The organism is Cellulomonas taurus (genome assembly GCF_012931845.1).
GTDB classification, from domain to species: Bacteria; Actinomycetota; Actinomycetes; order Actinomycetales; family Cellulomonadaceae; genus Cellulomonas; species Cellulomonas taurus.
Genome location: NZ_CP051884.1, coordinates 2060086 through 2082917, shown reverse-complemented (window position 1 = coordinate 2082917; position 22832 = coordinate 2060086). Strand labels below are relative to the sequence as shown.

The 22832-nt window shown below is 72.6% G+C and carries 18 protein-coding genes and 1 pseudogene; 13 read left to right on the top strand and 6 right to left on the bottom strand.

All coding sequences use genetic code 11. The annotated features are described in order from the left end of the window. Nucleotides 1–57: 57 nt before the first annotated feature. Nucleotides 58–1332, top strand: a complete 1275-nt coding sequence (locus HGK68_RS09685) for an MFS transporter (RefSeq protein WP_246260253.1) — start codon at nt 58–60, stop codon at nt 1330–1332. On the opposite strand, the gene HGK68_RS09680 is transcribed toward HGK68_RS09685, so the two are convergent. From HGK68_RS09680 to HGK68_RS09670, 3 genes are all read right to left on the bottom strand, one after another. Further along, complete coding sequence (locus HGK68_RS09680; protein WP_169165780.1) at nt 1313–1669, bottom strand: DUF1844 domain-containing protein; 357 nt, start codon at nt 1667–1669, stop codon at nt 1313–1315. The two genes, HGK68_RS09685 and HGK68_RS09680, sit on opposite strands and share 20 nt — an antisense overlap. A gap of 69 nt (nt 1670–1738) precedes the next feature. After that, on the bottom strand, nt 1739–3238 hold the full coding sequence (locus tag HGK68_RS09675; RefSeq protein ID WP_169165779.1) for a catalase: 1500 nt from the start codon (nt 3236–3238) through the stop codon (nt 1739–1741). A gap of 107 nt (nt 3239–3345) precedes the next feature. Beyond that, nucleotides 3346–3783, bottom strand: coding sequence for a Fur family transcriptional regulator (locus tag HGK68_RS09670; RefSeq protein WP_169165778.1), 438 nt, complete (start codon nt 3781–3783; stop codon nt 3346–3348). Nucleotides 3784–4133: 350 nt separating this feature from the next. On the opposite strand from HGK68_RS09670, the pseudogene infC reads away from it, so the two are divergent. The 7 genes and pseudogenes from infC to HGK68_RS09635 all read left to right on the top strand — a co-directional run. Continuing rightward, a pseudogene (gene infC / locus HGK68_RS16355) lies at nt 4134–4676 on the top strand (translation initiation factor IF-3); the annotation flags it as partial. A gap of 549 nt (nt 4677–5225) precedes the next feature. Then, nucleotides 5226–5420, top strand: a complete 195-nt coding sequence (gene rpmI / locus HGK68_RS09660; RefSeq protein ID WP_169165776.1) for a 50S ribosomal protein L35 — start codon at nt 5226–5228, stop codon at nt 5418–5420. A 58-nt stretch (nt 5421–5478) separates the two neighbouring features. Next, nucleotides 5479–5865, top strand: a complete 387-nt coding sequence (gene rplT, locus HGK68_RS09655) for a 50S ribosomal protein L20 (protein WP_169165775.1) — start codon at nt 5479–5481, stop codon at nt 5863–5865. 142 nt (nt 5866–6007) lie between these two features. Beyond that, on the top strand, nt 6008–7015 hold the full coding sequence (locus HGK68_RS09650; RefSeq protein WP_246260251.1) for a TrmH family RNA methyltransferase: 1008 nt from the start codon (nt 6008–6010) through the stop codon (nt 7013–7015). Between the two features lie 258 nt (nt 7016–7273). Next, complete coding sequence (gene pheS, locus HGK68_RS09645; RefSeq protein WP_169165774.1) at nt 7274–8335, top strand: phenylalanine--tRNA ligase subunit alpha; 1062 nt, start codon at nt 7274–7276, stop codon at nt 8333–8335. Continuing rightward, on the top strand, nt 8335–10881 hold the full coding sequence (gene pheT, locus HGK68_RS09640) for a phenylalanine--tRNA ligase subunit beta (protein ID WP_169165773.1): 2547 nt from the start codon (nt 8335–8337) through the stop codon (nt 10879–10881). The genes pheS and pheT overlap by 1 nt, the downstream gene beginning before the upstream one ends. A gap of 195 nt (nt 10882–11076) precedes the next feature. Further along, complete coding sequence (locus HGK68_RS09635; protein WP_246260249.1) at nt 11077–15213, top strand: ExeM/NucH family extracellular endonuclease; 4137 nt, start codon at nt 11077–11079, stop codon at nt 15211–15213. A 210-nt stretch (nt 15214–15423) separates the two neighbouring features. Here the strand turns inward: HGK68_RS09635 and HGK68_RS09630 are convergent, their stop codons facing one another. Genes HGK68_RS09630 through HGK68_RS09620 form a run of 3 tightly spaced genes read right to left on the bottom strand, consistent with a single transcriptional unit; the run spans nt 15424 to nt 17819 of the window. Further along, the gene (locus HGK68_RS09630; protein ID WP_246260247.1) at nt 15424–16137 is read right to left on the bottom strand and encodes a DsbA family oxidoreductase; all 714 of its coding nucleotides are present in this window, start codon (nt 16135–16137) and stop codon (nt 15424–15426) included. Then, nucleotides 16134–17117 carry a quinone oxidoreductase family protein gene (locus HGK68_RS09625; RefSeq protein WP_169165771.1) on the bottom strand — a complete coding sequence of 328 codons (984 nt, stop codon included), beginning with the start codon at nt 17115–17117 and terminating at the stop codon, nt 16134–16136. The genes HGK68_RS09630 and HGK68_RS09625 overlap by 4 nt, the downstream gene beginning before the upstream one ends. Nucleotides 17118–17141: 24 nt before the next feature. After that, complete coding sequence (locus tag HGK68_RS09620) at nt 17142–17819, bottom strand: alpha/beta hydrolase (RefSeq protein WP_169165770.1); 678 nt, start codon at nt 17817–17819, stop codon at nt 17142–17144. 29 nt (nt 17820–17848) lie between these two features. Between HGK68_RS09620 and HGK68_RS09615 the strand changes: the two genes are divergently transcribed. From HGK68_RS09615 to HGK68_RS09595, 5 genes are read left to right on the top strand one after another with little or no spacing between them, the layout of a single operon-like run. After that, the gene (locus tag HGK68_RS09615; RefSeq protein ID WP_169165769.1) at nt 17849–18364 is read left to right on the top strand and encodes a GNAT family N-acetyltransferase; all 516 of its coding nucleotides are present in this window, start codon (nt 17849–17851) and stop codon (nt 18362–18364) included. Between the two features lie 46 nt (nt 18365–18410). After that, on the top strand, nt 18411–19460 hold the full coding sequence (argC, locus tag HGK68_RS09610) for an N-acetyl-gamma-glutamyl-phosphate reductase (RefSeq protein WP_246260246.1): 1050 nt from the start codon (nt 18411–18413) through the stop codon (nt 19458–19460). Further along, nucleotides 19457–20620, top strand: coding sequence for a bifunctional glutamate N-acetyltransferase/amino-acid acetyltransferase ArgJ (gene argJ, locus HGK68_RS09605; RefSeq protein ID WP_169165767.1), 1164 nt, complete (start codon nt 19457–19459; stop codon nt 20618–20620). Before argC ends, argJ begins: the two co-directional genes overlap by 4 nt. Then, a complete protein-coding gene (gene argB, locus HGK68_RS09600; protein WP_169165766.1) occupies nt 20617–21594 on the top strand; it encodes an acetylglutamate kinase in 978 nt (325 codons plus the stop codon). Before argJ ends, argB begins: the two co-directional genes overlap by 4 nt. Beyond that, entirely contained in the window at nt 21594–22832 is a 1239-nt protein-coding gene (locus HGK68_RS09595; RefSeq protein WP_169165765.1) for an acetylornithine transaminase, read from the top strand. The genes argB and HGK68_RS09595 overlap by 1 nt, the downstream gene beginning before the upstream one ends.

Sequence of the window (22832 nt, the reverse complement as noted above, 5' to 3'; positions counted from 1 at the left end):
CGGAACCGCGCGACCACGGTCCGGAGCACCGGTGACCGGCAGGAAGAATGGTCACTCGTGTCCCTCGGTTCCTACGGCTCCGTCCTGCGCCTGCCCGGCGTGCTGCCGCTCACCCTGATCGCCTTCGTCGCGCGGATCCCGCATGCGATGACCGGCGTGACCCTCACGCTGCACGTCGTGCTGTCCCTGCACCGCAGCTACGCCGAGGCGGGCCTGGTCGCCGCCGCGATGACGGTGGGCATGGCGATCGGTGCCCCGTGGCGTGGCCGTCGGGTGGACCGGATCGGCCTGCGCCGGGCGCTGATCCCCTCGGTGCTGGTGTCGTCGGTGATCTGGGTGATCGCGCCCCGGCTCGGCTACGGCTGGCTGATCGTGGCGGCGGTGGTGGCCGGGGCGTTCCTGGTGCCGGTGTTCAGCGTGGTGCGCCAGTCGTTGTCGGTGCTGGTCCCGGCCGAGCAGCAGCGCACCGCCTTCGCGTTCGACTCGGTGTGCACGGAGCTGACCTTCATGGTCGGGCCGGTGCTGGCGGCGTTCCTCGCGACGTCGCTCTCGACCACCGTGGCGCTCACCGTGGTCGGGGCCAGCACCGTGGTCGCCGGGGTGGCACTGTTCTGGGCCGACCCGCCGACCACCTCGGTCCAGCGCGACGCCCGGCACGGGGGCACGAGCACGGTGCTGCCGGTGACCGCTCCCGCCCCCACCGTCGAGCAGCCGGTGGCGGACCGTCGCTGGCTCAGCCCCGGGTTGCTCATCGTGCTCGCGGCGGCGTCCTCGGTGGCCGTGCTGTTGAACGGCACCGATGTGAGCATCGTGGCGGCGCTGGAGGACTGGGGTCGGCCCGGGTCGGTGGGCTGGGTGGTGGCGCTGTGGTGCCTGGGCTCGGCGGTCGGCGGTCTGGTCTACGGGGCGGCGCCGTGGGAGCTGCACCCGCTGACCCTGGTCGCCCTGTTCGGCCTGTTCACCGTGCCGGCCGCGCTGGCGCAGACCCCGACCCAGCTGGCGGTGGCCATCGTGATCGCCGGACTGCCCTGTGCGGCGGCGCTGTCCTCGATCAACGCCTCGCTGGTCCGGATGGTGCCGGAGCACCGGCGCGGCGAGGTGATGGGGTGGAGCGGCACCGCGAACACCCTCGGCGGTGCCGTGGGCGCCCCGGTGACCGGGGCGGTGATCGACGCGCTGGGTGCCCAGGCGGGATTCGGTTTCGCGGGCGGCGCCGGTGTCGTGTTGGCCGGGACCGGGCTGGCGGCGATGGCGGTGCTGCGACGACCGGGCAGACGGGGCGGACGGAGCGACCGGGGCGGACGGACCTCGGTCAGCTCACGGCGCCGGTGAACTTCTCGCCCGGCCCCTCGCCGAGGGCGTCCGGGAACGGCGACGCCTCGCGGAACGCCAGCTGCAACGACCGCAGGCCGTCCCGCAGCGACCGCGCGTGCTGGTTGCCGATGTCCGGCGCGGACGCGGTGACCAGGGCCGCGAGGGCGGTGATCAACTTGCGCGCCTCGTCCAGGTCCTGGAGCTCGGCACCGGTGTACTCGTCGGTGTCCGGCGACAGGCCGCACTTCACCGCGGCGGCGCTCATCAGGTGCACGGCGGCGGTGGTGATCACCTCGACGGCGGCGACATCGGCGATGTCACGGACGGCGGCGGTGGCATCCGGGTTCTCGGTCATGGACTGATCCTCACATGCCGGTGGTGATCGGCCGTCCACCCCCGAGGGAGTGGACGGCCGATGCGCACCTCAGACGTCGGTGTCGCTGGGCTGGTCGATCGGCGCGCCGCCGTCACCGGCGGCGATCAGCTCGCGCAGGGTGGCGCCGAGGCCGGCGTCGACCTGGGTCCAGTACCAGAGGAACCGCTCCTTGACTCGGTCGACGGTGAGAGCGCGGTACTGCCCGACCAGCGTCTCCTGGAACCGGACCTTGGCACCCTCGTCGAAGACGTCCCGGTACAGGGTGCCCGCCTGGCCGAAGTCGTCGTCCTCGGCGTGCAGGGTGGCGGCGGCCCGCACCAGCTCGCCGTCCGACTCCCACGATCCCTCACCGGCGGCGACGGCGGAGGCCACCGGCCCGCCGAAGCTGTTCGGCGCGTACACCGGCACCTCGGGCGCGTTGAAGTCGTGCCGCTGCGCACCGTCGGCGGTGTAGGAGTGCACCGGGCACTTGGCGGCGTTCACCGGCAGCTGGGCGTAGTTGGTGCCCACCCGGTAGCGCTGGGCGTCCGGGTAGGAGAACACCCGGGCCATCAGCATCTTGTCCGGCGAGATCGCGGTGCCCGGCACCAGGGTGGCGGGGGAGAACGCCGCCTGCTCGATCTCGGCGAAGAAGTTGCGCGGGTTCCGGTTCAGCGTGAAGTGCCCGACCTTGATCCGCGGGTAGTCGCCCTTCGGCCACACCTTGGTCAGGTCGAAGGGGTTGAACCGGTAGGTCTTGGCGTCCTCGTAGGGCATCACCTGGACGTAGACGTCCCAGGTCGGGAAGTCGCCGCGCTCGATCGCCTCGTAGAGGTCCCGGCGCTGGTAGTCGGCGTCGGCGCCGGCGATCTGCTCGGCCTGCTCCGGGGTGAAGGACTCCAGCCCCTGGCGGGAGATGAAGTGGTACTTGACCCAGAACCGCTCACCGGCGGCGTTGATCCACTGGTAGGTGTGCGAGCCGTAGCCGTTCAGGTGCCGGGTGGTGGTCGGCAGGCCACGGTCGCCCATCAGGTACGTGACCTGGTGCGCGGACTCCGGCGACAGCGTCCAGAAGTCCCACTGCATGTCGGCGTCGCGCAGACCGGAGCCGGGCAGCCGCTTCTGGGAATGGATGAAGTCGGGGAACTTCATGCCGTCCCGGATGAAGAACACCGGGGTGTTGTTCCCGACGATGTCCAGGTTGCCCTCGGAGGTGTAGAACTTCAGCGCGAAGCCGTGCACGTCCCGCCAGGTGTCCGGGCTGCCCTGCTCGCCGGCCACGGTGGAGAACCGCAGCAGCATCTCGCTGGTGGCGCCCGGCTGGAACAGGGCGGCGCGGGTGTAGGCGGACACGTCCTCGGTGACCACGAACTCGCCGAAGGCACCGGTGCCCTTGGCGTGCACCACGCGCTCCGGGATCCGCTCGCGGTTGAACTGCGCGAGCTTCTCGACCAGGTAGTGGTCGTGCAGCGCGGTGACGCCGTCCGGTCCGGCGGTCAGCGAGTGGGCGTCGGAGGCGACCGGCGTGCCGAAGCTCGTCGTGGTGGTCGGGGGGTTCTCCTGAGTCATGGAGTGTTCCTTCCGTGGGTGCGACCGGGGCGACCCGGTGCGCGGGCATGCTGGGCACCGCCCGGACGGGTGTCCGGTCGGTCCAGGGGGATCAGGGGGAGGGGAGTTCAGGGGGTCGCGGCGCACCGGGGACACAGTCCCCAGTAGGTGACCTCGGCGGTGTGGATCTGGAACCCCGAGCTCGAGCTCGGGGTGAGGCAGGGCGCCGCACCGACGGCGCAGTCGACGTCGCCGACCTCGCCGCAGGACGTGCAGACGACGTGATGGTGGTTGTCGCCGACCCGACGCTCGTAGCGAGCGGGGTGCCCGGCGGGTTCGATCCGGCGCAGGATGCCCGCGCCGGTCAGCGCGTGCAGCACGTCGTACACCGCCTGGACCGACACCGTGGGCAGCGTGGCCCGCGCCTGCTTGAGGATGGTGTCGGCATCGGCGTGGGGGAGAGCACCGACGGCGGCCAGCACCGCCACCCGGGGCGCGGTCACCCGCAACCCGTGGTCGCGCAGCAGGTCGCCCGGGTCGGTGTGGACGTGCTGGTCGAGCTCCATGGCCGCAACCCTGGCAGGTTTTCTGGAACTGTTCAAGTAGGCATCTGACGGAGTGTCAGCAACCCGTCGTCCCGGGCGGGGGGTCTGGTACAGTTGTCTACGACTGGCCTGGGTTGTGTCTCGCATATGACCCGGGTGCACAAGTGGAAGCCATTCCCACCTGAGTCTCGACCGCCGATCCTCGGATCGCAGCAGAGTCCAGGTCTCGGTCAGCGGATCGCCCCCGTGGTGGATCCGTGCGGTAGGTGCCTTCGTGTACCCCGCGACCGTGTTGGCCCCCACCTGTGCTCAGGATCGGGGGCCTTTCCCGTTCCTGGTGGTCACTACGTCGAGACACCGAGGAGCACCACATCAGCGAGCCCCGCATCAACGATCGGATCCGCGTCGCCGAGGTCCGCCTGGTCGGCCCGAACGGCGAGCAGGTCGGCATCGTCCGCGTGGAGGACGCACTGCGCCTGGCTCAGGACGCCGACCTCGACCTGGTCGAGGTCGCGCCGACCGCCCGTCCGCCGGTCTGCAAGATCATGGACTACGGGAAGTTCAAGTACGAGGCCGACATGAAGGCCCGTGAAGCCCGGCGCAACCAGAGCAACACGGTTCTCAAGGAGATCCGCTTCCGGCTCAAGATCGACCCGCACGACTACGCCACCAAGAAGGGCCACGTCGTGCGGTTCCTCTCGGCCGGCGACAAGGTCAAGGTCATGATCATGTTCCGTGGTCGTGAGCAGTCCCGCCCGGAGATGGGTGTCCGACTGCTGCAGCGGCTCGCGGACGACGTGGCGGAGCTGGGCTTCGTCGAGAGCATGCCGAAGCAGGACGGTCGCAACATGACCATGGTCCTCGGCCCGGTGAAGAAGAAGTCCGAGCAGAAGAACGAGCAGCGTCGTGCGCGGCGCAGCGAGTCCGACGCGCCGGCCGAGGCTGTCGACTTCGACATGCCCTCCGAGGACGACCTCACCCCGCTGGACTCCGCCGAGGCCCCGGTCGAGACCCCTGCTGAGCCGGTCGCCGAGACCCCGGCCCCTGCCGAGACCCCCGCGCCCGCCACCAGCGCCGCTCCGGCCACGCCGAAGCCCGCCACGGCACCGAAGCCGGCCACCAAGCCCGCTGCTGCTGCCAAGCCGGCCGCCGCCAAGCCCGCCGCAGCTGCCAAGCCCGCTGCCGCGAAGCCCGCGGCAGCCACGTCGGCAGCCGCCGCGAAGCCTGCGGCCGCCACGCCCACGCCCGCCACGCCTTCCGCACCGGCTCCGGCCGACGCGGAGGCCGGTGCGCCGAAGCCCACCCCGCGGCCCGCGCCGAAGCCCGCGGCCCGTCCGGCCCCCCGCGGCCGGTCGGCCACGAGCTGAACCGGACCACCACCCCACCTGCGGGTCCCACCGGCCCGTCAGGACGCGTCCCACACCGCGAGGTGCGGGACACGAGACAAGGAGAGAGCGGCAGCCATGCCGAAGAACAAGACGCACTCCGGTGCCAAGAAGCGCTTCCGGGTGACGGGCACCGGCAAGCTCATGCGCGAGCAGGCGAACGCCCGCCACCTACTCGAGCACAAGTCGAGCCGTCGCACCCGGCGCCTCGCCCAGGACCAGGTCGTCTCCGCGGCTGACGCCCCCAAGATCAAGAAGCTGCTCGGTCGTTGATGCCGTGCGGCCCTGAGGGCCGCGGCACACCCGAGCCCCGACAAGCAAGGAGCATCACGTGGCACGCGTGAAGCGGGCGGTCAACGCCCAGAAGAAGCGCCGGTCGACCCTGGAGCGCGCCAGCGGCTACCGCGGTCAGCGGTCCCGTCTGTACCGCAAGGCCAAGGAGCAGGTCACCCACTCCCTGGTCTACGCCTACCGCGACCGCAAGGTCCGTAAGGGCGACTTCCGCAAGCTGTGGATCCAGCGCATCAACGCTGCGTCCCGCGAGCAGGGTCTGACCTACAACCGTCTGATCCAGGGCCTCAAGCTCGCCGGTGTCGAGGTGGACCGTCGCGTCCTCGCCGACATGGCGGTCAACGACGCCCCGGCGTTCAACGTCCTGGTCGAGGTCGCCAAGAAGGCGCTGCCCGCGGACGTGAACGCGCCGCGCGCCGCTGCCTGAGCAGCTTCGCACTGACGACGACCCCCGTCGGACTCCGGTCCGGCGGGGGTCGTCGCATGTCCGGGGCAGATCGTGTCGTGCGTCGCCGCCCGGTGCTCGCTGCTCGGTGCACCGCACCCGCCGGTTACGGGATGATGGCCCGGTGTCCCGCGATCAGATCGAGCTGCCCACGCTGACCAACCCGCACGCCGATCGGGTGCGGGTGGTGCACAACCTGAGTCAGCGCACAGCGCGGCGCCGGACCGGGCAGTACCTGGTCGAGGGGCCGCAGGCGGTGCGGGAGCTGCTGCGCTGGTCGCCGGAGCGGGTGCGGGACGTGTACCTCACGCCGGAGGCGGCGGAACGCTACCCGGAGCTGGTCGCCGACTCGGCGGGGCTGTACCGGCACATCGGCACCGCCGAGGTGCTGCACGCGATGTCGGCGGACGCCCAGGGCGTTCTCGCGGTCGCCACCACCCCGACGGCTCAGGACATCGCCCTCGGCCAGGACCTGGCGTCCGGCCAGCACTCCGCGCCCGGCAACGACACCGCGCCCGGCCGGCACGTCGGACCCGGGCAGGACGGCCCGGCTGCCCGAGAGGCCGCGACCGGGGCAGCCCGCGCCATGCCGGTCGGCCCGCTGCCCGCCACCGCGCTGCCGCAGCTGCTCGACACCCGCCCGCGGCTGATCGCCCTGCTCGCCCGGGTCCGCGACCCCGGCAACCTGGGCACCGTGATCCGGGTCGCCGACGCCGCCGGGGCGGACGCGGTCGTGATCGCGGGTGACGCGGTGGAGGTGACCAACCCGAAGGTGGTCAGGTCGACCGCCGGGTCGCTGTTCCACCTGCCGGTGGTGCACGGGCTGCCGGTGGCCGAGGCGGTCGCGGCGCTGCGCGGCGCCGGATCGCAGGTGCTGGCGGCCGACGGTGCCGGCACCCTCGACCTGGACGACCTCCAGGACGCCGCTGCTCTGGGTGCGACCGACCACGAGGCCGACCTGCGCCGACCGACCGCCTGGCTGTTCGGCAACGAGGCCTGGGGGTTGCCGGAGGAGGACCGGTCGCTGGCCGACGCCGTGGTCCGGGTGCCGCTGCGTGGACACGCCGAGTCGCTGAACCTGGCCACCGCCGCGGCGGTCTGCCTCTACGCCTCGTCCCGCGCCCACCGCTGAACGGAGCGACATCGGACCACCGGGAGCGGCCTCGACCGCAGGTCAGTCCCGTGGGCGGCTCGACACCGTGGTGGACGCCTGGCAGCTGTGACACGATGCTGCGCATGACCTTGCTCGCGCGCCGATTTCCCGGGCCCGTTCCCGGGATCCTCGGCTGACGCACCGACGAGGCCACGGACCCGGGGGCGGGCGCGACTAGACTCGTCCGTCGGCACGTCAGTGATCTGACGTGCGTTCAAACCCGCCCGGAAGGTCCGGATGTCCGAGACACCTCTGTCCCCGCTCGACGCTGCTGGCGTCGATTCCGCCGTCGCCGACGCGCTGGCCGCCGTTGCCGCCGCCGACGACCTCGATGCCCTGAAGGCCGTGCGCACGGCGCACACCGGTGAGCGCAGCCCCCTCGCCCTGGCGAACCGGGCGATCGGCGGCCTCGAACCCGCCGACAAGGCCACCGCCGGCAAGACCCTGGGCCAGGCCCGCGGCCGGGTGAACCAGGCGATCGCCGCCCGGCAGACCGAGCTGGAGGCCGAGCGCGACGCCCGGATCCTGGTCGCCGAGACGCTCGACCTGACCGCCCCGGTGGACCGCCGACCGGCCGGCGCTCGGCACCCGCTGTCGGCACTGCAGGAGCGGATCGCCGACGTCTTCGTCGCGATGGGCTGGGAGATCGCCGAGGGCCCCGAGATCGAGGCCGAGTGGTTCAACTTCGACGCGCTGAACTTCGGTCCGGACCACCCGGCCCGGCAGATGCAGGACACCTTCTTCGTGCAGGGCGTCGGCGACCAGGCCGAGGACCCGCACCTGGTGCTGCGCACCCACACCTCGCCGGTGCAGGCCCGCAGCCTGCTGCAGCGCGGCGTGCCGGTGTACGTGGCCTGCCCGGGACGGGTGTTCCGCACCGACGAGCTGGACGCCACGCACACCCCGGTCTTCCACCAGGTCGAGGGCCTGGCGATCGACAAGGGCCTGACCATGGCCCACCTGAAGGGCACCCTGGACCACTTCGCGCGGGCGATCTTCGGTCCGGAGGCCCGGACCCGGCTGCGCCCGTCGTTCTTCCCGTTCACCGAGCCGAGCGCGGAGATGGACCTGTGGTTCCCGCAGAAGAAGGGCGGCCCGGGCTGGATCGAGTGGGGCGGCTGCGGCATGGTCCACCCGAACGTGCTGCGTGCCGCCGGGATCGACCCGGACGAGTACTCCGGCTTCGCGTTCGGGATGGGCATCGAGCGCACGCTGATGTTCCGGCACTCGATCGCTGACATGCACGACATGGTGGAGGGCGACATCCGCTTCTCCACCCAGTTCCAGGCGGTGATCTGATGCCTCGCATTCCCCTGACCTGGCTCGGCGAGCACGTCGAGCTGCCCGCGGGCATCACCGCGGAGACCCTGGCCACCGATCTGGTCCGCGTCGGCCTCGAGGAGGAGACGATCCACCCCGCGCAGGTCACCGGTCCGCTGGTGGTCGGTGAGGTGGTCTCCCGGGTCCCCGAGCCGCAGAAGAACGGCAAGACGATCAACTGGTGCCAGGTCGACGTCGGCCCGGAGCACAATGTCGACGGCTCGCGCGGCATCGTCTGCGGCGCGCAGAACTTCGACGTCGGCGACCGGGTGGTCGTCGCGCTGCCGGGTGCCGTGCTGCCCGGGCCGTTCCCGATCGCCTCGCGCAAGACCTACGGCCACATCTCGGACGGCATGATCTGCTCGGCCCGTGAGCTGGGGCTGGGCGAGGACCACGACGGGATCATCGTGCTGTCCCGGATCGGGATCGACACTGCGACACCCGGCACCGACGCGCGCGAGCTGCTCGGGCTGGGCGAGGAGGTCCTGGAGATCAACGTGACCCCGGACCGGGGGTACTGCTTCTCCCTGCGCGGGGTGGCCCGCGAGTACGGGCACGCCACCGGCGCGGTGTTCACCGACCCGGGGCTGGCTCCGGTCGAGGACCTGCCCACGGAGGGCGGTTACCCGGTGGAGCTGCGGGACGAGGCCCCGATCCACGGGGTGCCGGGCGCCGACCGGTTCGTTGCGCGGATCGTGCGCGGGGTGTCCGCCCACCAGCCGTCGCCGACCTGGATGCAGCGCCGGCTGACCGAGGCCGGGATGCGGCCGATCAGCCTGGCCGTGGACGTCACCAACTACGTGATGCTCGACCTGGGCCAGCCGCTGCACGCCTACGACCTGGCGACCCTGAACGGGCCGATCGTGGTCCGGCGCGCGACCGCGGGGGAGCGACTGACCACGCTGGACGGTCAGGACCGCGCCCTCGACCCCGAGGACCTGCTGATCATCGACAGCACCCGCGTGCTCGGACTTGCCGGGGTGATGGGCGGTGCCGACAGCGAGGTGTCCGAGGCGACCACCGATCTGCTGATCGAGGCGGCGCACTTCGACCCGGTGTCGGTGGCCCGCACCGCCCGGCGGCACAAGCTGTCATCGGAGGCGGCCAAGCGGTTCGAGCGGGGGGTCGACCCGCTGCTGGCACCGGTGGCGGTGGCTCGCGTGGTCGAGCTGTTGGTCGAGCACGGTGGCGGTGCCGCCGATCCGGTGGTCACCGACGTGAACCGGGTCGCCCCGGCGCCGGTGCTGCACCTGCCGCTGGACCTGCCGTCCCGGCTGATCGGCCTGGACCTGGACCCGGCGACCGTGACCGGCATCCTGCGCCGGATCGGCTGCACCGTGGGCGAGATCGCCGGCACCGGGGCGGAGGCGACCGTCGCGGTCACCGTCCCCAGCTGGCGGCCGGACCTCACCGAGCCGGTGGACCTGGTCGAGGAGGTCGCGCGACTGCACGGCTACGACCTGATCCCGTCGATCGTGCCCACCGCCCCGGCCGGTGCCGGTCTGACCAGCGAGCAGCTGCGGCGGCGCGCGGTGTCCGACCTTCTGGCCCACCGCGGCTGGGTGGAGACGCTGTCCTACCCGTTCATCGGCACCGGTCAGCTCGATGCCCTGGGCATCCCGGCCGACGACCGGCGGCGCACCCTGCTCCGGCTGGCGAACCCGCTGTCGGAGGAGCAGCCGTACCTGCGCAGCTCGCTGTTGGTCACGCTGCTGGACACCGCGAAGCGGAACGTCGCGCGCGGCTCCTCGGCCACCGACGGGTGGGCGATCTTCGAGGTCGGCGCCGTCACGCTGCCCACGCCGGGGACCCCGGCGGCGCCGGTCCCGGCCCTCGGTGAGCGGCCGACCGACGACGTGCTGGCGGCGCTGTACGCGGCGGTGCCGGATCAGCCGCGGCGGATCGCCGGGGTGGCGATCGGCTGGCGGGAGCCCGGCGTCCGCCAGGTCGACGCCACCGACGCGGTGGAGGCCGTCCAGGACGTGGCCCAGGTGCTCGGGGTCGAGCTGACCCTGGTCGCCGACGCCGACCACGCCCCCTTCCACCCGGGCCGGTGCGTCCGGGTGGAGACCGCGCAGGGCACCACCGTCGGCTGGGCCGGCGAGCTGCACCCGAAGGTCGCCGGTGCGCTCAGCCTGCCGGGACGTCCGGTGGCCTTCGAGCTGGACCTCGACCTGCTGCTGGCGGCGGCACCCACCGCGCCGGTGGTGGCCGCCGAGGTGTCCACCTTCCCGGCGGCCAAGGAGGACGTCGCCCTGGTGGTCGACGCCGAGGTGCCGGTGGCCGAGGTGCTGGCGGCGGTGCGGACCGGCGCCGACGCGAGCCCCGCGGGTCCGGTGCTGGAGAGCGCGCGGCTGTTCGACGTGTACTCCGGCGAGCAACTCGGGGAGGGCAAGCGGTCGCTGGCCTTCGCCCTGCGCCTGCGGGCATCCGACCGGACCCTGACGGCGGAGGAGACCGCCGGGGTGCGCGAGGCAGTGGTCGCCGAGGCCGCCCAGCGGTTCGGGGCGACCCTGCGGGGCTGACCGCCGATCGACGCCACGGGGGATCGCACCACCAGGTGCGGTCCCCCGTTCGTGTGTCACCCACCCGCAGACCTGGGAGGAGTTCACCAGGTCGTTACCCCCAGATAGTTCCGCAAACCGGACATCTCTGAAACTCTGTTCGGCGGCTGTGTGACCTCCGTGACACGGCCGTGTGACTGACGAATGGAGAACTCGGTGAGAGCAGCGGCCCGCAACCGCAGAGCAGGGGCGGCGCTCGCCGCACTCTCTGCCCTGGTGATGATCCCGGTCGGCAGCGCCGCCGCCGCGGTCGACACCACCACCGCCGATACGGCATCCATCGCCCAGGTCCAGGGCACCGGGGACGCCTCCCCGCTGAACGGCCAGACCGTGACCACCTCCGGCCTGGTGACCGCCGCGTACCCCACCGGTGGCTTCCGGGGCTACGTGATCCAGACCCCCGGCACCGGGGGTGACGCGCCGCGCACCGCCTCGGACGCGGTGTTCGTGTTCTCCCCGAACACGGTCGGTTCGGTGCAGGTCGGCGACTACGTCCGGGTGACCGGTGCCGTCTCCGAGTACCAGGGGCTGACCGAGATCACCGTGAACGCGGCGGCCGGGGTCGAGCAGCTCGACGCCACCACCGCCGCCCCGGTCACTCCGGTGACCACCCCGTGGCCCGCGGACGACGCCGGGCGCGAGGCGCTGGAGTCGATGCTCTACCTGCCCTCCGGCGACTTCACGGTCAGCAACACCTACAGCACCAACCAGTACGGCGAGGTCGGTCTGGCCACCGGCACCACCCCGCTGATCCAGCCGACCGAGGTCGCCGCGCCGGGTTCGCCCGAGGCGGCTGCGGTCGCGGCCGACAACGCCGCCCGGGCGGTGACCCTGGACGACGGCGCGTCGACGAACTTCCTGTCCGCGTCCAACCAGAGCCAGACCCCGCCGTACATCTCCCTGACCGACCCGGTGCGGGTGGGTGCTCCGGTGGCCTTCGACGCCCCGGTGATCGTCGACTACCGGAACAACGCCTGGAAGCTGAACCCGACCGCACCCGGTGCGGCGCAGGTGCGCTTCGGTGACACCCGGACCGACGCCCCGGACCCGGTGGGCGGTGACCTGTCGGTCGCCAGCTTCAACGTGCTGAACTACTTCACCACGCTGGGTGCGACCACCGCCGGCTGCGTCGCGTACACCGACCGCACGGGCAACGGCGTCACGGTGAAGGACGGTTGCGCACCCCGTGGTGCCTGGGACGCCGACGACCTGACCCGCCAGCAGGACAAGATCGTCGCGGCGATCAACGCCCTGGACGCGGACATCGTCGGTCTGATGGAGATCGAGAACTCCGCCGACGACTCTGCCGTCCGCACCCTGGTCGAGGCGCTGAACGCCGCCACCGGTGAGCAGACCTGGGCCTTCGTGCCCCGCTCGGCCGAGCTGCCGGCGATCGACACCCAGGACGTCATCACCAACGCGCTGATCTACCGCCCCGCCGCCGTCGAGACCGTGGGCGACGCCCGGGCGCTCGGCGACCAGTCGGCGGACGGCCAGGCGTTCGGCAACGCGCGCGAGCCGATCGGCCAGGCCTTCGCCCCGGTCGGTGGCGGCGAGCAGCTGTTCGTCGCGGTGAACCACTTCAAGTCCAAGGGCTCGGCCGGTCCGTGGCCGGGCGACGCCGACGCCGGCGACGGGCAGGGCTCCTCGGTCGAGTCCCGGATCCGTCAGGCCGAGGCGCTGCGCGACTGGATCCCGACCGTGCAGGGTGACGCCGAGGCGGTCGCGCTGGTCGGCGACTTCAACTCCTACACCGCCGAGGACCCGCTGCAGGTGCTCTACACCGCCGGGTACACCGACGCCGGGAGCACGCTGGCCCCGGGGGAGTACAGCTACTCCTTCTCCGGCCTGTCCGGCTCGCTCGACCACGTGCTGCTGAACCAGGCCGCGCTGGACCGGGCCACCGGCGCGGACATCTGGAACATCAACTCCGGCGAGTCGATCGCCCTGGAATACAGCCGGTACAACTACCACGGCTCGCTGATCTACGCCCCGGACGCCTACCGGTCATCGGACCACGACCCGGTGATCGTCGGGCTGACCGCCGGTGACGCCGGACCCGGTGAGCCGAGCGGCCCGGTGGACCTGACCCTGCTGAACATCAACGACTTCCACGGCCGGATCGACGCCAACACGGTCGCCTTCGCCGGGACCGTCGAAGCGCAACGGGCCGCCGCCGAGAACGCGGTGTTCCTCTCCGCCGGTGACAACATCGGCGCCTCGCTGTTCGCGTCGTCCTCCGCGCAGGACCAGCCGACCATCGACGTGCTGAACTCCCTGGACCTGTCCGCCTCCGCGGTGGGCAACCACGAGTTCGACCGCGGGTTCGCCGACCTCACCGACCGGGTGATCCCGGCCGCCGACTTCGCCTACCTGGGTGCGAACGTCTACACCAAGGGGACCCAGGACCCGGCGCTGGACGAGTACAGCCTGGTCGAGGTCGGCGGCATCACCGTCGGCGTGATCGGGGTCGTCACTCAGGAGACCCCGACCCTGGTGAGCCCGGGCGGGATCGCGGACCTGGACTTCGGCGACCCGGTGGAGGCGGTGAACCGGGTGGCGGCGCAGCTGACCGACGGTGATCCGGCCAACGGTGAGGCCGACGTGATCGTCGCCGAGTACCACGAGGGTGCCGGTGCCGGGACCCCGGACGGTGCCACCCTGGAGCAGGAGATCGCCGCCGGTGGTGCCTTCGCCGACATCGTCACCGCGACCGACCCGGCGGTGGACGTGATCTTCACCGGTCACACCCACAAGCAGTACGCCTGGTACGGCCCGGTCGGTGCGGAGAACACCCGGCCGATCGTGCAGACCGGCTCGTACGGGGAGAACATCGGCAAGGTCTCGCTGACCTACGACCCGGCCACCGGTGACGTCTCGGCACTGGAGGGCACGAACGTCGCCCGCCTGGCACCGGCCGCCGGTCAGACCCAGGCAGCCTTCGACGACCAGCTTGCCGCGACCTACCCCCGGGTGGCCGAGGTGCAGCAGATCGTCAAGGCCGCGATCGCCGCCGCCGACGAGATCGGCCGCCAGCCGGTCGGGTCGGTCACCGGTGACATCACCACCGCCTTCGCCGGCGGCAGCTACGGCCCGAACGGCTACCAGGGCCCCGGCCCGCAGCCGACCACGGGTCGTGACGACCGCTCCAAGGAGTCGACGCTGGGCAACCTGGTGGCCGACGCCCTGCTGGACACCCTGTCGGACAGCGACCGTGGTGGTGCCCAGATCGGCGTGGTGAACCCCGGTGGCCTGCGCGCCGAGCTGCTGTACGCCCCGGACGGCACCGTCACCTACGCCGAGGCGAACGCGGTGCTGCCCTTCGTGAACAACCTCTGGACCACCACGCTGACCGGCGACCAGGTGGAGACGATGCTGGAGCAGCAGTGGCAGACGAACGCGGACGGCACCGTGCCGTCCCGGCCGTACCTGCAGCTGGGGCTGTCGGACAACATCTCGTACACCTACGACGCGGATGCCGCCGCGGGGGAGCACATCACCTCGGTGACCGTCGACGGCGCACCGCTGGACCCGGCCGCCGAGTACCGGGTGGGCACGTTCTCCTTCCTGGCCCAGGGCGGTGACAACTTCCGGGTCTTCTCCGAGGGCAGCGACACCGCTGACTCCGGTCTGATCGACCGGGACGCCTGGATCGCCTACCTGGAGGCGCACCCGGGGCTGGCCCCGGACTTCCGGGAGCGTGCGGTCGACGTGCCCGCGCTGCCGGAGACCGAGGCGGGAGCCACCCTGACCTTCGACGTCGCTGGGCTGAACCTGACCAGCCTGGGCGCGCCGGAGAACACCACCCTGGACGTCCAGCTCGACGGGACCTCCATCGGATCGGCGGCCCTGACCGCCGGTGCCGGGTCGGTGTCGGTCACGGTCCCGGCCGGGACCACCGCCGGGGCGCACACCGTCTCCCTGGTCGCCGCACCCAGCGGCACCACCGCCACCGTGCCGCTGTCGGTCACCGCACCGGCCGGACCGGAGCTGAAGCAGTCCAGCACATCGCTGCTCACCACCCGCAGCTCCATGCCCCGGGGAACGCTGTTGCCCGCGGTGCTGATCTCCACCGTGCACGTCGAGGGCCAGTGGTTCCCCAGCGGCACGGTCGAGTTCCGGGACGGTGACACCGTGATCGCCCGGTCCCGGGTGGTGCTGGGCATCGCCCTGACCACGGTGCCGCGGTCGACCTCGGTCGGCACCCACCAGTACACGGCGACCTTCGTGCCCACCGACCCGGGCACCGTCGCGGGCAGCACCAGCGCCCCGGTCACGGTCCGCGTGCGCTGAGCACACACGACGGCCCGGGACCCCCATCCGGGGGCCCCGGGCCGTCCCCGCGCCGCGCCGCCAGTCCGCCGCCGCGCCCGCGTCGCGTAGTCGCCGAGACTACGGAATTCGGCGCAATATCCGATCTGACGCGACGGTCTCCGTAGTCTCGACGGCCCGTCAGTGCCCGTCAGTGCCCGTGCGCAGCGGCCGGCTGCGCACGAGTGCCCGTCAGCAGCCGTCCGGGCCGCAGGTCTCGGCGTCCGTCGCGCCGGGGACGGTGACGAACGCGGGTGCCGGGGCGGGGAGTGCCTGGGTGAGGAACTGGGTGAAGACCTCGACCGGCTGCGCACCCGAGACCCCGAGTCGACGGTCAGCGACGAAGAACGGCACCCCGTTCACCCCCAGCGCCTGCGCCTCGGCCTCGTCGGACCGCACGGCGTCGGCACCCTGGCCGGAGTCCAGCGCCGATCGCACGGTGTCCGCGTCCAACCCGGCCTCCACGGCGATGGCGACCAGCTCGTCGGTGTCGTCCACCACCCGGCCGTGCTCGAAGTGCGCGCTCATCAGCCGCTCGACCAGCTCGGCACCGCGGTCGCCCGCGATGTGCACCAGCCGGTGCGCGTCGAAGGTGTTCGCCGGGACCACGGTGTCGAAGTCGTAGTGCAGCCCCTCGCCGGCGGCCACCTCGGTCACCTGGGCGAACATCTGCCGCACCTGGGCCTCCGGCATGCCCTTGCGCTCGGAGAGCAGCTGCGCCTCGGTCATCCCGGCGTGCTCGTGGGAGTGCTCGGCGTTCGGGTCCAGCTCGAAGGACCGCCAGATCACCTCGACCTGGTCCTTGCGGTCGAACTGCTCCAGGGCGGCCGCGAACCGGCGCTTGCCGATGTAGCACCACGGGCACGCGATATCCGACCAGATCTCCACGGTCAGGGTGTTGCTCATGCGACCAGGACCACCTTTCCCGTGGTCTCGCGGCCCTCCAGCGCACGGTGCGCCTCGGCGGCCTCCTCCAAGGGGTACTGCGCGCCGATCCGCACGTCCAGCGTGCCCTCGGCGACCGCGGCGAACAGCTCGCCGGAGCGCCAGCGGGTCTCCTCGGCGCTCGCGGTGTAGTGCGCCAGCGTCGGGCGGGTCAGGAACACCGACCCGGCGCGGTTGAGCAGCTGCGGGTCGACCGGCGGCACCTGCCCGGATGCCCCGCCGAACAGGGCCAGCCCGCCTCGGGGCCGCAGCGATGCCAGCGACGCGTCGAAGGTGGACCTGCCGACCCCGTCGAAGACGGTGTGCACGCCCTTGCCCCCGGTCAGTCCGCGCACGATGGCGGGCAGCTCCTCGGTCAGGTCCTGCAGTTCGGTGTACCGGATCACGTCGGTGGCACCGGCGGCTCGGGCCAGCTCCTCCTTCTCCGGGGTGCCGACGGTGCCGATCACCCGGGCGCCGCGCGCGACGGCGAGCTGGGTGAGCAGCAGGCCCACCCCACCGGCGGCCGCGTGCACCAGCACCTCCTGGCCCTCGGTCACCGGGAAGGTGGAGGCGACCAGGTAGTGCGCCGTCATGCCCTGCAACGGCAGCGCGGCGGCGACCAGCGGGTCCACCCCGGCCGGAACCGGCAGCGCCGCCCGGGCGGGCACGACCACCAGCTCCGCGTAGGACGACGGCGCGTCCGCCCAGGCCACCAGGTCGCCGACCGCGAAGCCGTCGACCTGCGACCCGACGGCGACCACCTCACCGGCGCCCTCCGAGCCGACCACGTGCGGGTAGGTCATCGGGTAGACCCCGGCCCGCCGGTAGGTGTCGATGAAGTTGACCCCGGCCGCGACGGTGCGCACCAGCAGGTCACGCGGGCCGGGGGTCGGGTCGTCGACCTCGATCAGGTCCAGGACGTCGGGTCCACCTGCGGCGGTGGCGATGATCGCGTGCATAACCGCCGACAACACCCGGTGCCGTCAGGCGATTCCCTGCTCGCCCAGCCAGCGCAGCAGCGGTGTGGTCCAGTCGATCAGCCCGTCGGCGAGCCCGAGCCCGTGCCGCCCGTGCGGGTAGACATGCAGCTCGACCGGCACCTGGTGCCGACGCAGCGCCGCGGTCAGCGCGAGGGAGTGCTCCACCCCGACATGGGCGTCGTCGGCGGTGTGCCAGGCGAACACCGGGGGAGTGTCGGCATCCACCCGCAGCTCGACGGACAACGCGCGGGCCGGGGCGTCCTCCTCGGTGCCGAGCAGGTTCATCCGGGAGCCGAGGTGCGGGTGGTCCACCATCGAGACCACCGGGTAGCAGAGCACCGCGGCATCCGGGCGGGCCAGTCCGCCCACGGCGGCGAGTTCGTCGGCGGTGGCGGTCGCCGCCGTCCCGGCCAGGTGCCCGCCGGCCGAGAAGCCCAGCACCGCCACCGGCCCGTGACTGCGCAGCTCGGCGACCGCGCGCAGCACCAGGTGCAGCGCCTGCGGGTAGCGGGCCGGTGCCACCGGGTAGTCCAGCCAGGCGGCGCGCACCCCGTGGTCGGCGAGGAACCGGCTCACGTCGACGCTCTCGTGCTCGGCACGGTCGTGGTACCCGCCGCCGGCGAGCACCAGCACGGTGCCGGGGGAGTCGGGGTTCTGGTCCGGGGTGTGCAGCTCGATCATCCTGGTCACGGTAGTGGCACCATGTCCGGATGCCCCACCTGCGCCGCTGGTCACGGTCCGACGCCGCGGATCTGGCCGACGCTCTGCACGCCGACCCGGACCTGGGGCGCCAGCTCGGAGGGGACGCCGATGACCTCGCCGAGTACATCGCGGCCCACCTCACGCCCGCAGACAGCCGCGCGCCGTTCGCGCTGGTGCTCGACGGCCGGGTGGTGGGCAATGTGGCGGTGACCGCCATCGACCCCCGTCACGACACGGGCTGGGTGTCCTACTGGCTCGCGCCGGTCGCCCGTGGCCGTGGCCTGGCGTCCGCGGGGCTGACGGCGGTCGCGGCCTGGGCCTTCACGGCCGGGCTCTTTCGGCTCGAGCTCGGTCACCGGGTGAACAACCCCGCGTCCTGCCGGGTCGCCACCGCCGCCGGGTTCGCCGTCGAGGGGCTGGAGCGGGCGAAGCTCCGTTACGGTGACGAACGCTTCGACGTCGAGACCCACGCCCGGCTCGCGATGGACCCCGAGCCGGTGACGGAGCCGCTGCCGATTCGCTGACACGCCGTCGCCGATGATGAATCGTCGTGCAGTCGGATGTATGGTCATGCACATGCCCTTCTCCGTCGCCGTCGCAGGTGCCAGCGGTTACGCCGGTGGCGAGACCCTCCGCCTGCTGCTCGCCCACCCCGAGGCCCGGATCGGTGCCCTGACCGCGCACTCCAACGCCGGCACCCCCCTCGGCCAGCACGCGCCCCACCTGCGTGGCCTCGCCGACCGGGTGCTCGCCGCCACCACCGTCGAGGAACTGGCCGGGCACGACGTCGTCGTCCTGGCACTGCCGCACGGTGCCAGCGGGGAGATCGCCGCCGCCCTGCCCCCGGAGACCGTGGTCGTGGACCTCGGTGCCGACCACCGGCTCGCCGACCCCGCCGCCTGGGCCGAGTACTACGGCAGCGAGCACGCGGGCACCTGGCCCTATGGCATGCCGGAGCTGCTGCACGCCGGGGAGACCACGCCGTCCGTCCAGCGCGCGGCGCTCGCGGGCAGCAAGCGGATCGCGGTGCCCGGTTGCAACGTCACCGCCGTCACCCTCGGCATCCAGCCCGGGATCGCGGCCGGGGTGATCGAGCCGGACGTGGTCGCCGTGCTGTCGGTGGGCTACTCCGGTGCCGGGCGCAGCCTCAAGCCGCACCTGCTCGCCGCCGAGGCTGCCGGGTCCGCGCTGCCCTACGCCGTCGGGGGCAGCCACCGGCACGTGCCGGAGATCCTGCAGAACCTCGCCCACCCCGACCTGCGGTTGTCCTTCACCCCGGTGCTGGTGCCGATGTCCCGGGGCATCCTCGCCACCATCACCGCCCCGCTGGCCGCGGGCAGCACCGCCGAGGACGTGCGGGCCGCCTGGGCGACCGCCTACGCCGACGAGCCCTTCGTGCAGCTGATGCCCGAGGGTCAGTGGCCCGCCTCCGGCTGGACCACCGGTGCGAACACCGCCCTGGTGCAGGTCACCGTCGACCGCAAGGCCGGCAAGGTCGTGGTCGTCTGCGCCCTGGACAACCTGGTCAAGGGCACCGCCGGTGCCGCCGTCCAGTCCCTCAACCTCGCCCTCGGCCTGCCCGAGACCCTGGGCCTGACCGTGGAAGGGGTCGCTCCGTGAGCGTCACCGAACCCCGTGGCTTCCGGGCGGCCGGTGTCACCGCCGGTCTCAAGCCCTCCGGCAAGCCCGACGTGGCCCTGGTGGTGAACGACGGGCCGCTGCAGGTCGCCGCCGGGGTGTTCACCAGCAACCGGATCGTCGCCGCGCCGGTGGTGTGGTCCCGGCAGGCGATCGCCGACGGTGTCGCGCATGCCGTGGTGCTGAATTCCGGTGGTGCGAACGCCTGCACCGGGCCGGAGGGCTTCGGCGACACGCACAGCACCGCCGAGCACGTCGGCACGGTGCTGAACACCTTGCCCGGCGACGTCCTGGTCTGCTCCACCGGTCTGATCGGCGAACGGCTGCCGATGGACAAGCTGCTGCCGGGCATCGACGCCGCCGCCGCGCAGCTCTCCGCGCAGGGCGGTCCGGACGCCGCCACCGCGATCATGACCACCGACACCGTGTCCAAGCAGGCGCACGCCGCCGGTGACGGCTGGTCGATCGGCGGGATGGCCAAGGGTGCGGGCATGCTCGCGCCGGGCCTGGCCACCATGCTGGTCGTGCTCACCACCGACGCCGTGCTGACCGCCGAGCAGGCCGACGCCGCACTGCGCGCCGCCACCCGGGTCACCTTCGACCGGGTCGACTCCGACGGCTGCATGTCCACCAACGACACCGTGCTCCTGCTGGTCTCCGGTGCCTCGGACATCACCCCGGATCCCGCGACGTTCGCCGCCGCCCTGGAGACCGTCACCGCCGACCTGGCCCGACAGCTGGTCGCCGACGCCGAGGGCGCCAGCCACGACATCGCGGTCACGGTCGCCCATGCCAGCACCGAGGACGCGGCCGTCGCGGTCGCACGGGCGATCACCCGCTCCAACCTGTTCAAGGCCGCGGTGTTCGGCAACGACCCGAACTGGGGCCGCGTGCTGGCAGCCGCCGGGACCGTGCCGGAGGAGGTCGCCCCCTACGACCCGGCGCTGATCGACGTCGCCATCAACGGGGTCCAGGTCTGCCGCGCCGGGGGTGTCGGGGATCCGCGCGAGGGCGTCGACCTGGCCGCCCACCGTGAGGTGCGGGTGGACGTCGACCTGCACGCCGGGGACGCCACCGCGACGATCTGGACCAATGACCTGACCCACGACTACGTCCACGAGAACAGCGCGTACTCCACATGAGCGACCTCATCCCCGACGACTTCGACATCCACACCGACCTGCGGCCGGACCAGAAGGCCGAGGTGCTGCTGGAGGCCCTGCCGTGGCTGCAGCGGTTCGCCGGCTCGCTGGTGGTGGTCAAGTACGGCGGCAACGCGATGATCGACGACCGGCTCAAGCGGGCCTTCGCCGAGGACATGGTGTTCCTGCGGCAGGTCGGGCTGCGCCCCGTCGTGGTGCACGGCGGCGGCCCGCAGATCAACGCGATGCTCACCAAGCTCGGCATCGAGAGCGAGTTCCGCGGCGGCCTGCGGGTGACCACCCCCGAGGCGATGGACGTGGTCCGGATGGTCCTCACCGGCCAGGTCTCCCGCGAGCTGGTCGGCCTGCTGAACGCGCACGGCCCCTACGCGGTCGGTCTCTCCGGCGAGGACGCCGGGCTGTTGCAGGCGCGTCGGCGCACCGCCGTGGTGGACGGTGAGCAGGTCGACGTCGGCATGGTCGGCGATGTGGTGCAGGTCAACCCCGGCGCCGTCCTGGATCTGCTGGACGCCGGCCGGATCCCGGTGGTCTCCACCGTGGCACCCGACCTGGACGACCCGACCCAGGTGCTGAACGTCAACGCCGACACCGCCGCCGCCGCTCTGGCCGTGGCGCTGAACGCGCGCAAGCTGATCGTGCTCACCGACGTCGAGGGTCTGTACACCAACTGGCCGGACCGCGGCTCCCTGGTCCGCCGGATCCGGGCGTCCGCGCTGGCCGAGCTGCTGCCGTCGTTGGCCTCCGGCATGCGCCCCAAGATGGAGGCGTGCTGGCGCGCGGTGACCGGCGGTGTCGGCCGGGCGCACGTGATCGACGGGCGTGCCGCGCACTCGGTGCTGGTCGAGGTCTTCACCAGCGAGGGGATCGGCACCATGGTGCTGCCCGACGACGAGCCGGTGCCCTCCCCGTTCACCGCACCCATCCCGCTGGTCCACCCGGAGGTGCAGCACTGATGACCGACCTCGATCTGACCGGCACCGACTCCGTCCAGCACTGGACCGAGCGGTACAGCAGCGCCGTGATGGACACCTTCGGCCCGCCGCAGCGCGTCCTCGTGCGCGGCGAGGGCTGCCACGTCTGGGACGCCGACGGCCAGCGCTACCTCGACCTGCTCGGCGGCATCGCGGTGAACGCCCTCGGCCACGCCCACCCGACGCTGACCGCCGCCGTCTCGGCGCAGCTGGGCACCATCGGGCACATCTCGAACTTCTTCGCCAGCCCGACCCAGATCGCCCTCGCCGAGCGGTTGATCGGCCTGACCGGCGCCCCGGCGGGTTCCCGGGTGTTCTTCGCGAACTCCGGCACCGAGGCGAACGAGGCGGCGTTCAAGATGGCCCGCCGGAACAACGACTCCGGTCGGCGCACCCGGATCCTGGCGCTGGAGGGCTCCTTCCACGGCCGGACGCTCGGTGCCCTGGCGATGACCTCCAAGGCCGCCTACCGCGAGCCCTTCGCGCCGCTGCCCGCCGGGGTGGAGTTCCTGCCCTTCGGCGACACCGACGCGCTGGAGGCCGCCTTCGCCGACGGTGACACGGTGGCCGCGCTGATGATCGAGCCAATCCAGGGCGAGGTCGGGGTGCGCGCGATGCCGCCCGGCTACCTCGCCAAGGCCCGGGAGCTGACCGCCGCCCACGGTGCGCTGCTGATGCTGGACGAGGTGCAGTCCGGCATGGGCCGCACCGGAGCCTGGCTCGCCTCGCACCGCCCGGAGATCGGCGGCGGGGTCACCCCGGACGTGGTGACCCTGGCCAAGGCCCTCGGCGGCGGCATCCCGGTCGGCGCGGTGGTGGCCTACGGTGAGCGGGCCGCCGGGCTGCTCGGCCGCGGCCAGCACGGCACCACCTTCGGCGGGAACCCGGTCGCCGCCGCTGCCGCGCTGGCCACCATCGGGGTGATCGAACGGGACGGCCTGCTCGCGCACGTCGACCGGCTCGGCGCCGCCTGGCGTCCCGAGCTGGCGGCCGCGCACCCGCTGATCGCCGAGGTGCGGGGTGCCGGACTGCTGATCGCCGTCGAGTTCACCGCCCCGGTGGCCGCCGAGGTCGCCGCCCGGGCACTGTCCGCGGGCTTCATCGTCAATCCCTGCACGCCGACCACGATCCGGCTCGCCCCGCCCTATCTGCTGACCTCCGACCAGGCGGCGACGTTCACCGCCTTCCTGGCCGACCTGCCACACCATCTGGGGGCCTGA

Bases quoted from the DNA above. Each gene is read 5' to 3' on its own strand.
- HGK68_RS09680 (WP_169165780.1), bottom strand. From the start codon at position 1,669: ATGACCGAGAACCCGGATGCCACCGCCGCCGTCCGTGACATCGCCGAT.
- HGK68_RS09675 (WP_169165779.1), bottom strand. From the start codon at position 3,238: ATGACTCAGGAGAACCCCCCGACCACCACGACGAGCTTCGGCACGCCG.
- HGK68_RS09670 (WP_169165778.1), bottom strand. From the start codon at position 3,783: ATGGAGCTCGACCAGCACGTCCACACCGACCCGGGCGACCTGCTGCGC.
- rpmI (WP_169165776.1), top strand. From the start codon at position 5,226: ATGCCGAAGAACAAGACGCACTCCGGTGCCAAGAAGCGCTTCCGGGTG.
- pheS (WP_169165774.1), top strand. From the start codon at position 7,274: ATGTCCGAGACACCTCTGTCCCCGCTCGACGCTGCTGGCGTCGATTCC.
- pheT (WP_169165773.1), top strand. From the start codon at position 8,335: ATGCCTCGCATTCCCCTGACCTGGCTCGGCGAGCACGTCGAGCTGCCC.
- HGK68_RS09630 (WP_246260247.1), bottom strand. From the start codon at position 16,137: ATGAGCAACACCCTGACCGTGGAGATCTGGTCGGATATCGCGTGCCCG.
- HGK68_RS09625 (WP_169165771.1), bottom strand. From the start codon at position 17,117: ATGCACGCGATCATCGCCACCGCCGCAGGTGGACCCGACGTCCTGGAC.
- HGK68_RS09620 (WP_169165770.1), bottom strand. From the start codon at position 17,819: ATGATCGAGCTGCACACCCCGGACCAGAACCCCGACTCCCCCGGCACC.
- HGK68_RS09615 (WP_169165769.1), top strand. From the start codon at position 17,849: ATGCCCCACCTGCGCCGCTGGTCACGGTCCGACGCCGCGGATCTGGCC.
- argC (WP_246260246.1), top strand. From the start codon at position 18,411: ATGCACATGCCCTTCTCCGTCGCCGTCGCAGGTGCCAGCGGTTACGCC.
- argB (WP_169165766.1), top strand. From the start codon at position 20,617: ATGAGCGACCTCATCCCCGACGACTTCGACATCCACACCGACCTGCGG.
- HGK68_RS09595 (WP_169165765.1), top strand. From the start codon at position 21,594: ATGACCGACCTCGATCTGACCGGCACCGACTCCGTCCAGCACTGGACC.